At 61.4% G+C, this 13,570-nt stretch carries 14 protein-coding genes; 9 read left to right on the top strand and 5 right to left on the bottom strand.

The window, feature by feature from the left end; translation table 11 throughout:
* Nucleotides 1–9: 9 nt before the first annotated feature.
* Entirely contained in the window at nucleotides 10–786 is a 777-nt protein-coding gene (locus tag HNP00_RS15905) for an IclR family transcriptional regulator (RefSeq protein WP_184740701.1), read from the top strand.
* On the opposite strand, the gene HNP00_RS15900 is transcribed toward HNP00_RS15905, so the two are convergent.
* Together HNP00_RS15900 and HNP00_RS15895 are read right to left on the bottom strand one after the other, a co-directional pair.
* Nucleotides 783–1,583, bottom strand: coding sequence for an IclR family transcriptional regulator (locus HNP00_RS15900; RefSeq protein WP_184740700.1), 801 nt, complete (start codon nucleotides 1,581–1,583; stop codon nucleotides 783–785). The two genes, HNP00_RS15905 and HNP00_RS15900, sit on opposite strands and share 4 nt — an antisense overlap.
* A 287-nt stretch (nucleotides 1,584–1,870) precedes the next feature.
* Entirely contained in the window at nucleotides 1,871–3,322 is a 1,452-nt protein-coding gene (locus HNP00_RS15895) for an amino acid permease (protein WP_184740699.1), read from the bottom strand.
* Between the two features lie 317 nt (nucleotides 3,323–3,639).
* Between HNP00_RS15895 and HNP00_RS15890 the strand changes: the two genes are divergently transcribed.
* From HNP00_RS15890 to HNP00_RS15880, 3 genes are read left to right on the top strand one after another with little or no spacing between them, the layout of a single operon-like run.
* Nucleotides 3,640–4,692, top strand: a complete 1,053-nt coding sequence (locus tag HNP00_RS15890) for a homoserine dehydrogenase (RefSeq protein WP_184740698.1) — start codon at nucleotides 3,640–3,642, stop codon at nucleotides 4,690–4,692.
* Complete coding sequence (locus tag HNP00_RS15885) at nucleotides 4,685–6,097, top strand: aldehyde dehydrogenase family protein (protein ID WP_184740697.1); 1,413 nt, start codon at nucleotides 4,685–4,687, stop codon at nucleotides 6,095–6,097. Before HNP00_RS15890 ends, HNP00_RS15885 begins: the two co-directional genes overlap by 8 nt.
* Before the next feature lie 13 nt (nucleotides 6,098–6,110).
* Nucleotides 6,111–7,520 (top strand): aspartate ammonia-lyase, encoded by a 1,410-nt coding sequence (locus HNP00_RS15880; RefSeq protein WP_184740696.1) that lies wholly within the window; start codon nucleotides 6,111–6,113, stop codon nucleotides 7,518–7,520.
* A gap of 11 nt (nucleotides 7,521–7,531) precedes the next feature.
* On the opposite strand, the gene HNP00_RS15875 is transcribed toward HNP00_RS15880, so the two are convergent.
* On the bottom strand, nucleotides 7,532–7,990 hold the full coding sequence (locus tag HNP00_RS15875) for an Lrp/AsnC family transcriptional regulator (protein WP_184740833.1): 459 nt from the start codon (nucleotides 7,988–7,990) through the stop codon (nucleotides 7,532–7,534).
* Nucleotides 7,991–8,063: 73 nt separating this feature from the next.
* Here HNP00_RS15875 and HNP00_RS15870 point away from each other — a divergent pair, with 73 nt between their 5' ends.
* Together HNP00_RS15870 and HNP00_RS15865 are read left to right on the top strand one after the other, a co-directional pair.
* A complete protein-coding gene (locus HNP00_RS15870; RefSeq protein ID WP_184740695.1) occupies nucleotides 8,064–8,783 on the top strand; it encodes an HAD hydrolase-like protein in 720 nt (239 codons plus the stop codon).
* 62 nt (nucleotides 8,784–8,845) lie between these two features.
* Nucleotides 8,846–9,055 (top strand): dodecin, encoded by a 210-nt coding sequence (locus HNP00_RS15865; protein WP_184740694.1) that lies wholly within the window; start codon nucleotides 8,846–8,848, stop codon nucleotides 9,053–9,055.
* A gap of 94 nt (nucleotides 9,056–9,149) precedes the next feature.
* Here the strand turns inward: HNP00_RS15865 and HNP00_RS15860 are convergent, their stop codons facing one another.
* Nucleotides 9,150–9,422 carry a hypothetical protein gene (locus HNP00_RS15860; protein ID WP_184740693.1) on the bottom strand — a complete coding sequence of 91 codons (273 nt, stop codon included), beginning with the start codon at nucleotides 9,420–9,422 and terminating at the stop codon, nucleotides 9,150–9,152.
* Between the two features lie 348 nt (nucleotides 9,423–9,770).
* Nucleotides 9,771–10,682, bottom strand: coding sequence for a helix-turn-helix transcriptional regulator (locus HNP00_RS15855; protein WP_184740692.1), 912 nt, complete (start codon nucleotides 10,680–10,682; stop codon nucleotides 9,771–9,773).
* Between the two features lie 163 nt (nucleotides 10,683–10,845).
* Between HNP00_RS15855 and HNP00_RS15850 the strand changes: the two genes are divergently transcribed.
* From HNP00_RS15850 to HNP00_RS15840, 3 genes are read left to right on the top strand one after another with little or no spacing between them, the layout of a single operon-like run.
* Nucleotides 10,846–11,691, top strand: a complete 846-nt coding sequence (locus HNP00_RS15850; RefSeq protein ID WP_184740691.1) for an aldo/keto reductase — start codon at nucleotides 10,846–10,848, stop codon at nucleotides 11,689–11,691.
* A gap of 30 nt (nucleotides 11,692–11,721) precedes the next feature.
* Nucleotides 11,722–12,693, top strand: a complete 972-nt coding sequence (locus HNP00_RS15845) for an aldo/keto reductase (protein WP_184740690.1) — start codon at nucleotides 11,722–11,724, stop codon at nucleotides 12,691–12,693.
* Nucleotides 12,694–12,739: 46 nt separating this feature from the next.
* The gene (locus HNP00_RS15840) at nucleotides 12,740–13,570 is read left to right on the top strand and encodes an aldo/keto reductase (protein WP_184740689.1); all 831 of its coding nucleotides are present in this window, start codon (nucleotides 12,740–12,742) and stop codon (nucleotides 13,568–13,570) included.

Raw genomic sequence — 13,570 nt, 5'->3', positions numbered from 1 at the left:
ATCGGATCCATGCCTAAGACATCCAGCATGGGACGGGGAATCATGGCTGTCCTTGCAGTTGGTTCCCGCAACGCGGAAGGCCTCCCCGGCGGAACAGTCGCCGACATTGCAGGGGATCTAAGCAAGGACCGCAGCCAGGTTTCGCGAAGCCTCCGGGGCGCCGAGCAGGAAGGCTTTCTGGAACGCGCGGACGGGCGGTCGTACACCCTGAGCTGGTCACTATTTACCGACGCCCAGCTTTTGACCGAACAACGGCTGCAGACCGACGGAATAACCGCCTTGGAGGGGCTTGCTGGTGAAACGAACGAAGGATGCTTCCTCGGAGTTCTGAGCGGCGACAGCACAGTGACGGTCGGTGAGCGCATTCCGGCGAGCAGCAACATGGTCGGTTCGTGGTTGGGCCGGCCGTACCCGGCCTACTGCAGTGACGCCGGCCAGGCACTGCTTTGGGAGTCGTCCGACGCCGAGGTACGAACAGTTTTCGGGTCTGCTGCGTTTGTTCGTCACGGCCCCAAGACTCCAGTGGATGTCGAGGACTTCCTGACGCGGCTGCATGAGGCTCGGAGCCGGGGGTATTCCATCGTCGACGAGGAAGCCGAACCAGGCTTGTATTCTTTGGCGGTTCCGGTCCGGGATTTCAAGGGGGACGTAGTGGCGGCCTTGCAGGTGGTGGGTCCTAAGACGCGGCTGGAGCCGCGGCGGGAGCTCTGCGCCTCGGCTCTTGTGTTGTGGGGAAAGTGGCTGGAATCGACGCTGGGTCAGTCGTTGGCGCAGGCGCAGGCCTAGCTCGCAAGGCCTGCGCCTCCCGTACTGTCTCCCCTGCGGTGATCGCGAGATCCCAGCCGATCGGCTGACTCCGTCAGAACCTTGGCAATTTTCCCGGCCCTGGGTTCGATCTCGGACCTGTTGCCCAGAACACTAAGTGAAGCAAGAATCGTTCCTTCACGGTTGCGGATGGGCAGGGCCAATTCGTAGACGCCGTGCTCGAATTCTTCCGCTGCCAAAGTGAAGCCACGGGCCCTGTCCCGGTCCATGAGTTCGCAGACCTCCAGGGCCGAGTGGGCCGCGCCCGGCCCTCCGACGCCGATGAAGTTGACGTCCTTGAGGAGATCTTGAATCGCGACCTGCTCGTGGTCCCACAAAAGAGCGCGGCCCGACCCTGTACACCATATGGGCGTAACCATGCCAGGTTTTACGAAGCCGCCGGGGAGCGCGTCATTGCTGGACGCGCGCAGGAGAATTACCCGGAAGGCCTCCCTGACGGAAACCCTGGATCGGAGGCTTAGCGTGGCCACCAAAGCCTCCAGCTCGGTTCTTGATTCGCGAACCCAGCCAGTATTAAGTGAAGCCGCGAGATCGAAAAATCGTGGGCCTGTCCGGAACGGACCCCGTTCGACCCGTTCCAGAAGTCCCAGATCACACAGTTCCTGGGTAAGCCGGGATACGCGGCTTTGTTCCATGTCCAGCTCGGAGGCGAGCTGGGAAACGCCGAGAAGCCGTCTCCCCCACTTCTCCCGGTCAGCGACCAGCCGCACAATCCGAAGTCCTTGTGCCATGGACGACGCTTCCGAGGAAGAATCCATTGTCAGTGCTCCTTCCGACCATCAATCACGCCTATTCTCACACGTCGCCATTGATCGGAATGCGGCGTGCTCCTGCCCACACGGTGTAGAGATCGGCGAGGATCGCCGAGTTCGCGCTCTCCATTTCCGCGACTCGAAACCGCCGACGTCGACCTCCAGCCAGTTGCCGACGTTCCGGATCGAACTGCCGGCAAGGGGCATCACGTGTTCTGAATTCATTTGTCATCCGTTGGATAGCTTCTCGGCCGGGACAGCGGTCCCTGGCCGAGAAGCTGGGTAGACGGTGGTCAACGGTCCAGTAGAGACGGCTGTGCTGTGCGCGCCTTGCGTCCGTACTTGAGATAGAAAAATGCATAGCAGGCTCCCACAAAGGGAACTCCGAAGTAGAGAGCGGCTACCTGGTTCGGGTCAAACGCAATGCCGATCAGCGAAATGAAGCAGAGCGAGAACGCCAGGATCGGCACGAGGGGGAACATCGGGGCCCTGTAAGGAAGGGCTGCGACATTGCCGCCGTTCTTGACATAGGTCCTCCTGTGGAAGAAATGTGATGCGGCGATGGACATCCACACGCCGACGACGGCGAACCCTGCCACGGACACTAGGGCCAAGTACACCGTCTCCGGAGCAACCACGCTGCTGATGAGCGATGCCAGGCCGCCCACCATGCTCACGGAGAGCGCGACCATGGGAATGCCACGTCGAGTGAGCTTTCGCAATACCCGAGGGGCATGTCCTTCATCCGAGAGTGAGTACAACATGCGGGCGCAGGAGAAGAGGCCGCTATTGCCGGCAGAAAGGAGCGCGGTGATGATGACGAAATTCATGGCATCGGCAGCAAATGGAATGCCGATGGAAGAAAAGACCGTCACGAACGGGCTTTGGTCCAGGCCAACTTGGCCAAAGGGGATGGTGGCGGCGATGACCGCGATGGCCCCGACGAAGAAGATCAGCAGCCGGACAACCGTGCTGCGCATGGCTTTCGGAATGCTCGTGGCAGGATCCGCAGTTTCGCCAGCCGCTACACCGATGAGCTCAGAGCCGGAGAAGGCGTAGAACACCGCTAGCGCTGTGACCAGGACGCCAGTGAATCCGTTTGGGAAAAGGCCGCCTGTTGTATTGAAGTTTGCAAACAGGAAGGGATGATTGCCGGCCCCGCTCAGCGGGTGGAAGCCAAACAATGCGGCACCGCCGAGCACGATCAGGACGATGATCGCGCCGACCTTGACGATCGCGAACCAGAACTCCGACTCTCCGAAGAATCGCGAAGAGACGGCGTTGAGGCCAAAAAGCACGGCCGCAAAGATCACGCACCAAACCCACACATCGATGCTTGGAAACCAACGCTGCATGAGGAGGCCCGCAGCTGTGAATTCCGATCCGATGGCTACCGCCCAACAAAGCCAATAAAGCCAAGCGGTAGTGAACCCAGTGGCTGGCCCGATCGAACGCGATGCGTAGATGTGGAAGGCTCCCGAGACTGGGTAGGCGATAGCAAGTTCGCCAAGGCACGCCATCACGAGGTAGACCACGAAGGAGCCAATCAGGTAGGCGATGACAGCGCCGAGTGGTCCAGCCTGGGAGATCGTGTAGCCCGAACTCAAGAAGAGTCCGGAGCCGATGACGCCACCCATCGCGATCATCACCAGGTGCCGCGGCCCCATGGACCGGCGTAGCCCGGATTCAAGCGGCGGCGGGTCTGAGCGTTGCGGTTCTAGCGTGACGGATGAAGAGGATTCCATTGTGTCTCCCGGGTCGGCGGTCAGGTCGGTGGTCGAATCAGATGCGAAGGATGCGCGTGATACCTCGGAGATCGAGGGTCCTCAGGATGGCCGGAGCTGCGCAAAGGGATGGTGATGAAGATAACACAGCAAGACCTGCCTGGTCATTAAAAACATTTGAACATGCACATATTGCACACATGTTACTTGGGGGTGCCCATGTCGATTCGGAATGTGGTTGGTCATTTCGCCCTGCCCTTCAGGCAGAATCACATGCCTTGACTGACATGGAATGCGGCCAACATTGGAAGACCGATGTAACTGAGTGAAGGAGCACCATGACCACCTATGACATTGCCCTGATCGGCTTTGGCGGCGTCAACAGGACCCTGGCCGAACTGATAGCAACCCGCGGCGAGGCCCTTCGATCCGAGTTGGGCTTCGGCCTCCGTGTCGTTGCCATCACCGACCTCCGGCTCGGATCCCTGGTCCGGCCCGACGGTATTGACCTCTCCTTGGCCCTGGCCCTCGGAGGCGAGAGCGAAACCTTCGCCGAACACGGCGGATCCGCTGACACGAACAATGAGTCGGTCATCCGCTCCTGCACAGCAGACATCATCTGCGAAGCCACCTTCACGAACCCCGACGACGGCGAGCCGGCAGTCTCGCACGTGCGGTGGGCACTCGAATCCGGTAAGAGCGTCTGCACCACGAACAAAGGCCCCGTTGCCCTTCGCGGGGCCGAGCTCACTTCCTTGGCCGAACAAAACGGCGCCCACTTCGAGTTCGAAGGAGCCGTCATGAGCGGAACTCCTGTGATCCGATTGGCCAAGAAGATGTTCGCGGGCCTCACGCTGAACGGCTTCGAAGGCATCCTCAACGGCACCAGCAACTATGTGCTCGGACGGATGGAAGCCGGCCTGGGCTTCGAAGCGGCCATCAAAGAAGCACAGGAACTTGGCTACGCAGAAGCGAACCCCGCAGCAGACATCGAAGGATACGACGTCCAACTCAAGGTCCTGATCCTGGCCAATGAACTGCTTGGCGCGGGCATCGAACTCAAGGACGTCCAGCGGCAAGGGATCTCGACCGTCACGGCCGAAGATATCCGGAAGGCATCCCGGGAGGGACGCCGCTGGAAGCTCGTCGGTTCGGCCCTGCGGAATCCTGACGGTATGGTCACCGCTCGCGTAGCCCCCATCGCGCTCCCCCTCGACCACGGGCTCGCCGGGGTTTCAGGCGCGACGAACGCCGTTTCCTTCGACACGGACCTCCTTGGCCCCGTCACCGTCTCGGGACCGGGGGCCGGCCGCGTCGAGACCGCCTATGCCCTGCTCTCGGACATCATCGCGATGCACGCAGCCAAGACAGGAGCAGCCGCACATGTCTAGTTCCACGCTTTGCGCCCAGGAAACCGTAGTGCCGAAGTTCCGTGAAGTAACGAGTCCCTACGACGGCAGGATCGTCGGTGCAGTTCCGCTGAGCGATGATTCTTCCGGCGAAGCCGTTCTCGACGTGGCCCGGTCCGGTGCGCGGAAAGCGCAGGCCCTGTCCCGCAACGCACGCGGCAAGATCCTCGACGCCGCCGCGACGGACATCGAGCAAAGAAGCGAAGAGTTCGCCCAGACCATAGTTGCCGAGTCCGGGAAAACCATTCGCCAGGCACGAAAGGAAGTGCTGCGAGCTGTCAACACACTCCGATTGTCCGCAGCCGAGGCACGCAGGAACGCCGGCGAAGTCATCCCTTTTGACTCCTATGAAGGCTCGGAGGACCGGACGGGGTGGTACTCACGGGAACCGCTTGGCATCATCGCAGCGATCACGCCCTTCAACGACCCCCTCAACCTGGTGGCGCACAAGATCGGTCCGGCCATCGCTGGGGGAAACGCCGTGGTCCTCAAGCCATCTGCCCTTGCTCCCCTGTCGGCCCAGCTGCTCGCGGACACCCTGGTGGACGCCGGGCTCCCCCAAGAGGTCCTGACCGTCGTTCACGGTGACCGGGAGGTGGCCGAAACCATCATCCGGTCCAGGGATGTGCGAATGGTGTCCTTCACTGGCGGGTTTTCCACCGGGGAAAGCATTGCCCGCGCCGCCGGCCTGAAGAAGCTATCCATGGACCTCGGCGGAAACGCGCCGGTCATCATCCTGAGCGACGCAGACATTGACGACGCCGTGGAATCCTGTGTCTCCGGAGCGTTCTGGGCCGCTGGCCAGAACTGCGTAGGGGTACAGCGGATCCTCATAGCCACATCGTTGTACGCTGACTTCCGCCACCGCTTCCTGGAAGCGACGGCCCGATTGGTTGCAGGAGATCCCTCGGATGAGCGGACGGACGTCGGCCCGATGATCAGTCGGGCAGCGCTGGACGAACTCCAAGCCAAGCTGGATGAGGCGATCCAGGACGGCGCAACTCTTCTCGCTGGCAACGTGACGGAGGGCAATGTGCTTCGGCCGACTGTCCTGGAAGCCGTCCCGGCGGACAGCAGGTTGTGGAGCGAAGAAGTGTTTGGGCCTGTGGTCATGCTGCACGCCTTCAACACCTTCGAAGAAGCCATTGAAGTAGCGAATGCCATCGATTTCAGCCTTCACGCCGGCATTTTTACGGACTCCCTGAGCAACGCCATGGACGCTGCCCGCCGCCTCGACGCAGGGGGCGTCATGATCAACGATTCGTCGGACTATCGGTTCGACGGCATGCCGTTCGGTGGTTCCAAATACGGAAGCCTCGGCAGGGAAGGTGTCCATTTTGCCTATGAGGAGATGACCCAGCCCAAAGTCATCTGCATCAAGAAATAGAGGATGTAATGCCATGACCACCCGCACCGAGACCGATTCGCTGGGGAACATTCCTGTACCCGCGAACGCCTACTGGGGAGCACACACTGCCCGGGCATTGGAAAACTTCACCATCAGCGGCATTCCTATCTCCAGCCACCCGCATTTGGTGCGCTCCCTCGCGATGATCAAGAGCGCCGCAGCGCAGGCCAACTGCGAACTCGGGGTCCTCTTGCCCCAGCAAGCGGCAGCAATCCGCGAATCGTGCCAGGAAATCGAGGACGGCCATCACCACGAACAGTTCTGCGTGGACGTCATCCAAGGCGGCGCGGGCACGAGCACCAATATGAACGCCAACGAAGTGATCGCGAACCTTGCCCTGGAAAAACTAGGCCACCGCCGCGGCGACTACCAGCACTTGCACCCCATTGACCATGTCAATCGATGCCAATCCACCAACGACACATATCCAACCGCAATCAAACTGGCCCTCATTTTCGCCACCACAGAACTGAACCAAGAATTGGGCAGGCTTGCCGAAACCGCCAGAAGCAAGGGCGCCGAATTTGCCGACGTCGTCAAGATGGGCAGAACGCAGCTTCAGGATGCTGTGCCGATGACCCTGGGTCAGGAGTTCAATGCCTTCGCCGCGACGTTGGAAGAAGATCGCTCCAGGCTCTTGGAGTCCACAGAGCTGATGCGGGAGTGCAACCTGGGAGCCACCGCCATCGGCACCGGCATCACTGCCGAACCGGGCTACCAGCAATTGGTACTGCGGGCACTGTCTGAGATTTCCGGTGTCGAGGTCTTTCCTGCCAACGATCTGGTCGAAGCGACGTCCGACGTCGGCGTCTTCATGCACATGTCGGGCATGCTGAAACGGACCGCAATAAAGCTGTCCAAAATCAGCAGCGACCTCCGGTTGCTGTCCAGCGGACCGCAAAATGGCTTTGGTGAGATCACTCTGCCTCCCCGCCAAGCTGGGTCGTCCATCATGCCCGGAAAGGTCAACCCCGTTATCCCGGAGACCATGAATCAGATCGCTTTCGCGGTCGCCGGCGCAGACACCGCCGTAACGATGGCGGCAGACAATGGTCAGCTCCAACTCAATGCCTTCGAGCCGGTCATCGCGCATGTCCTGCTTCAAGGCGTTTCATGGCTCAAACAAGGAGCACTCATTCTCCGGACACATTGCATGGGAGGCATCGAAGCGAACACCAGCCGTCTCGCCAGCCAGACCGCAGCCTCGGTAGGCCTTGCAACAGCACTGGTTCCGGCCATCGGCTACGTAGCGGCAGCGGCAGTAGCCAAGGATGCACTGCGGGATGGGTCAACCATTCTCGACGTCGTCATGGAGAGGAAACTCCTGGACCGGGCCGTTGCTCAATCGATCCTTGAATCCGCTGCGTTTCCAGCCAAGGGCACCCACATAACAGCGGTTTGATTGCTGATCCGTCACGCGGTCGGCTCCACACCGCGCCGGATGAGACTGGAAAGCGTCATGGCCGTCACCGTATCCGTGACACCGGGAAGGGCGGCAATCTGCTCCCAAATCTCCTGGACTCTCTCCAAAGACCGGGCTTCAAGTCTCACCAGAAGATCAAAGTCACCGCTGACGACGTCGCACAAAACCACTTCCGGAATCGAACGCAAAACAGTGACGACGTCTGAACCCCGCACTCGGTCTTTCCTGTAAACCATGAGGAAAGCCGAGACAGGACTTTGCCCCGATGTGCCTGCAACCACCGTATATCCCTGGATATACCCTTGCCGTTCCATCCGGTCGACCCGCTGCCGCACGGCATTCCTTGAAAGCAGGACTTTGGTCGCCAGTTCGGCATGACTAATGCGTGCATTCTTGGTGAGCTCCGCAAGGATCCTCTGGTCTATGTGATCAAGACTCACTCGGTCGATGTCCACCTTTCAAAAAGTAATTCCCGTGCACAACCCAAGCAGAACCAGGTCCACGACCGAAAGCTCCAAAAAGATGATACTTCCGCATCACACACGCCCGCCGTTCGGCGGCATCACCTGCGTCCTGTTCGACATGGACGGAACGCTCATCGACTCAGCTTTAGGTGTTACTTCGAGTGCTGCCCAGGCTTTGGAATCAGTAGGAGCGCCTGTCCCGTCGCCGGATGAACTGCTCAGGTTCGTCGGTCCGCCGATGGTGGACTCATTCAGAACAGTCTCCGGGCTGAATGAAGCGACAGCCCAGAGAGCCCTCCAACATTACCGCAAGGCATACGCGGATCACGGCGCGGAGCAATCCAGTCTGTACGAAGGGGTCATCGAGTTGCTGGAGCAACTGCTGCTGGCAGGAATCCCCATGGCTGTTGCTACCTCCAAAGTGGAAGATCAAGCACTACGACTCGCACGACGCTTTGGAATCGAGAGCAACTTCATCAACATCTGCGGGGCATCGGACGTTGAAAGAAGAGCGACCAAGGCAGAAGTCATCGGTGAAGCGCTGCTCCGCCTCGCCTCCCAGGGCATCGACATCTCCAACCCGGTAATGGTCGGCGACAGAAGCTACGATGTCGCGGGCGCAGCCGAGCACGGAATTTCCACGTTATTCGCGCTCTGGGGATACGGGGGAAAAGAGGAAGCGTTGCACGCTGCCGCCGTTGTCACCTCACCCGCGGCCTTGCTGCCGATGATCCTATCCACAGTGCCACCCCTGTTCCCCCGGCCTTGCGTCGGCTAGTCTGCTTTCACGGCCTGCCGGGCCAGCAGTTCAGGCATCAAGGACGATCATGAGGAGCAAGAATGGCTGACCACACATATAGCGTTTCCGAAATTGTTGGTACCTCGTCCGAGGGCGTCGACGCCGCCATCAAGAATGGGATTGCGGCTGCAAGCCAGACCCTCCGCAACCTCGATTGGTTCGAGGTCAAGGAAATCCGCGGCCACCTCAGCGAGGGCGCCGTGGCCGACTGGCAGGTAACCATCAAGCTCGGATTCCGCCTGGAGCGTTAGAACCTCGAGCGTTAAGCCAAACAAACCCCAAAACCGACGATGGCCGCCAGCCCTTCTGTGGAAAGGCTGGCGGCCATCAGTTGCGAGGCTGGACTCACGCGCGGGTCCAGACTTGGACGGGGTCACCGCCACAGAGGAGTCGCCGGCCACGGCCGGCAAATTCGATCCACAGGAATTCGTGGTCAGAGGACACTTCGTCCACAAGGCCGGCGTCGAAGCCCCACTTGTCCTCGTGGATCCAGACGGTTTCGCCGCGATTGAGTTCGGACCATTTCGACGGCGGCAGGTGCTGCGCCGCCGCAGCGGGCCGCTGGGCCGACGTCGAGAAGTGGCTTGGGCCCCATGCCCCTAAGGTTTCGGGGCTCATCGGGATCCAGCGACCAGGTACTGGCGATGCCAGACCGTTGCCACACCATTGTGGGACGGGAAGACGTGGCCTTCAAAAAAGGTGTGCACAATGTGGGGTTCGCCTTCAGGGCTCCATTGACCGGATGCCGGGCAATGGGAGCCTGTGGATCCCGCGGACCCTGCGGTGCTTGCCCGCTCCCTCAGCAGCGCGATGCGTTTCATCGTTGAATTCCATCCTTGATATGCGAAAAAGGTCTGGATTCAGCCTAAACGCCGCGCAAGGGCCACCCAATGGGCACATAGACAGAATCATGCCAATTCACTATGCAGTGGCACAGTGACGTAGAGCACATATGGCTGAAACCCGTCAGCCCTCGTTTGAGGCTTGGCGAGCGGACAACTCAGGGCTTGTCGCCGTCGTCGCCGTTCCCGCACTAAACGCCGTTCCCGCACCAAAGCTGCCCAGCAGCTTGAGCGCATCGTCCGACGGCGAACCCGCCTTTGCGGAATAGACGCGTAGGACTTGATCCGGGTCCTGCGGCAGGGCCAAATTCTCGAAGTTGAGCTCGACGTCCCCCACCGCGGGGTGATGCAGGCGGACGGTGCCGGCCGAACGCGCCGCCACTCGATGCCCGGCCCACCATTGGCGGAAGTGTTCGCTGTTTACGGCGAGTTCGCCCACGAGCTGGTTGGCTTGGGGATCGTCGGGGTGCCGCCCGGTATCCGCACGTAGGGAGCCGGCGGCTTCCGCGGCAACCGTCTTCCAGTCCCGGAACAGTTCGCGTGCCTGGGGGTCCAGGATCAGCCAGCGCGTGAGGTTTCGCTCGGCGGGAGGCATGGACGGGAAGTCCGCAAACAGCAAGACTGCCATGCGGTTGGCTCCAAGAACGTCACTGCGCCGGCCAAGCAGGAGCGCCGGAACGTCGCCCACAGCGTCCAGAAGTTGGCGCAAGGCCGGCCGCACCCGTGGCGTGGGAGTCGGCGCTTTGGCGCTCGACGCGCAGTGCTCTAGGAGGTCCATCATGTGCGTGTGCTCGCTTGAGTCCAGGCGCAGCGCCCGCGACACTGCTTCAAGGACGGCCCTGGATGGATGGATATGGCGGCCTTGCTCGAGCCGTGTGTAGTAGTCCGTGCTGACATCGGCCAAGCGGGCAATTTCCTCCCTGCGCAGCCCGGGAACGCGGCGCGCGCCGGACGCTTCCGGCAATCCTGCATCGTCCGGCGACATCCGGGCACGCATGGCTTTGAGGAATTTTCCGAACTCGGCGCTTTGACCCATGTCCCCATTCTCCCCTCCCTAGAGGCCTGTTTCTACGGCCAAGGTAGGACTGCCAGTCCTAGGAAAAAGAGGGGGCGTCAAAACTACTGATTGTTGCTGCGAACATGCATAGGCTCAAAAGTGCCAGCAAGGCAATCCACCCAGCAGCGACGAAAGGCCGGACATGTCCAGCGCTCAGAATTCAACCGTTCCCGGGCTCGTCCTGAACAACTCGATCACCATCCCCCAACTCGGCTTCGGCGTCTTCCAAGTCCCGCCCGCCGAAACCCAGAAGGCGGTGGAGGACGCCCTCGAAGCCGGCTACCGACACATAGATACCGCCGCGGGATACCGGAACGAATCCGGCGTCGGCGCAGCGGTCCGGGCTTCCGGCATCTCGCGGGAAGAACTCTTCATCACCACCAAACTCCGCAACGGCGAGCAGGGGCAGGCTGCTGCGGCGTTCGACAACAGCCGCCGCGAACTCGGCCTCGACGTCATCGATCTCTACTTGATCCATTGGCCGGTGCCGTCCCAAGGCCTCTTCGTGGATGCGTGGAAGGCCTTGGAAAAGATCCATGCTGACGGCGGCGCCCGGGCAATCGGCGTCTCCAACTTCTTGCCCGAACACCTCGACACGCTCTTGGCATCAGCCGACGTCGTTCCCGCCGTCAACCAAATCGAACTGCACCCGACGTTCCAGCAGCAGGAACTGGCGGCGAAGAGCCGCTCGCACGGAATCGCCGTCGAGGCCTATAGCCCGCTGGGGCAGGGAGCGGACCTGGGGTCGGCAACAGTCACCAAACTAGCCGAAACACACAACGCCACCCCGGCCCAGATCGTGCTGGCGTGGCACCTCGGAATCGGCAACATCGTCATTCCCAAGTCAGTGCACCCGGAACGGATCCGGCAGAACCTCGCGGCGGCGTCATTGCAGCTCACCTTGGAAGAACTGGAAGCCGTCAGCGCGCTCGACGCCGGTGCTCGCCTGGGCGCAGATCCCGCCGTCGCGTCCTTCAGCCAAATGTAAGAACCACCACAGCGTAAGGAAAGCAAAACCATGCAGTACACCCACTTGGGCCGCTCCGGCCTCAGCGTCTCCCGCTTGTGCCTCGGAACCATGAACTTCGGCCCGCAGACGGAGGAATCCACAGCGCACTCCATCATGGATTCCGCCCTGGACTCCGGTATCAATTTCTTCGACACCGCCAACGTTTACGGCGGCCACGACAACCGGGGCTGGACCGAGGAAATCATCGGCCGCTGGTTTGCCAAGGGCGGCGAGCGCCGCGAACGCGTGGTCCTGGCCACCAAGCTCTACGGAACCATGACGGACCGCCCCAACGAGTCCAAGCTGTCCGCCCTCAACATCCGGCGGGCCTTGGACGCAAGCCTGAAGCGCCTGCAGACCGACTACATCGACGTCTATCAGTTCCACCACGTGGACCGGAACACTCCGTGGGATGAGATCTGGCAGGCGATCGAGGTTGCCGTCCAACAGGGCAAGATCCTGTACTCAGGAAGTAGCAACTTTGCTGGCTGGCACATCGCCCAAGCCCAGGAAGCCGCCGCCCGGCGCAACTACAACGGGCTCGTGAGCGAGCAGTCCATCTACAACCTGCTCACCCGCAACGTCGAGCTGGAAGTCATCCCGGCGGCCCAGCAGTACGGCCTCGGGCTGATCCCGTGGTCGCCACTTCATGGCGGTCTGCTGGGCGGCGTGCTGAAGAAAGAGCGAGACGGCGTCCGGCGCCTTGAGGGCCGCGCGGCCGAAACGCTCAAGAAGCACGAGGACCAGATCCGCCAGTACGAGGACCTCGCCGACGACCTTGGCCAGGAGCCCGGCGATGTGGGCTTGGCCTGGTTGCTGCACCAGCCGGCGGTGACCGCACCGATCGTGGGTCCCCGCACCCAGGAGCAGTTGGACGCTGCCATCCGGGCTTTGGATGTCACCCTCGACGCCGATGCCCTCAAGCGGCTCGATGACATCTTCCCGGGCCACCGGACAGCGCCGGAAGACTACGCGTGGTGAAGCCGGAGCACTGTGCAAATACCTGCCGATAGGAAAGACTTCCGATATGGAATCTGCACCCTTGATCAGGCTCAACGATGGCAATGCCATTCCGCAGATCGGCCTCGGAACCTGGCCGCTCGACGACGCCGAGGTCGCCACGGCGGTGGTGTCCGCCGTCGAACTTGGCTACCGGCATGTCGATACGGCCTACCGATACGGTAACGAGGCCGGTGTCGGGCAAGGCGTGCGGGACTGCGGCATCCCGCGCGAGGAACTGTTCATCACCACCAAGCTGGACGGCACCTACCAGGGCCGAGATCGCGCCGTCGAAGGGCTTGAGGGCTCTCTCCAGCGCCTCGGACTGGACTACGTGGACCTCTTGCTGATCCATTGGCCGCTCCCCCAACGGAACGAGTTCATCTCCACCTGGAAGACTTTCGAGAGGCTCCAGGCTGAGGGGAAGGTGCGCTCAATCGGCGTGTCCAACTTCAAACCCTCACACCTCGAGCGGCTTCTGGAGGAAACCTCGGTGCTGCCGGCCGTCAACCAGATCCAGATCTCGCCGTCCATCACACGGATCGACGAGCGTGCCTTCAATGAGAGCCACAACATCGCCTCGGAATCGTACAGTCCGTTGGGAGCGGGGCGAGATCTCCTGAATGCCCCCGTCTTGGCGGCAATCGCAAAGAAACACGGAAAGACGCCCGGGCAAGTTGTGCTGCGCTGGCACGTCCAGGAGGGGCTCGTGGCTATCCCGAAGTCCGCCAATCCGCTGCGCATGAAGGAAAACCTGGACGTTTTCGACTTCGCCCTGGACGATGCAGACCTGTCCGCGATCGACACCTTGGACGCTGGGCAGGACGCGGGCGTCGACTCCGATGTGCAAGGGCACTGA

It is taken from the genome of Arthrobacter sp. AZCC_0090 (assembly GCF_014207375.1).
Taxonomy (GTDB): domain Bacteria; phylum Actinomycetota; class Actinomycetes; order Actinomycetales; family Micrococcaceae; genus Arthrobacter.
This window is presented reverse-complemented; position numbering and strand designations above follow the sequence as displayed.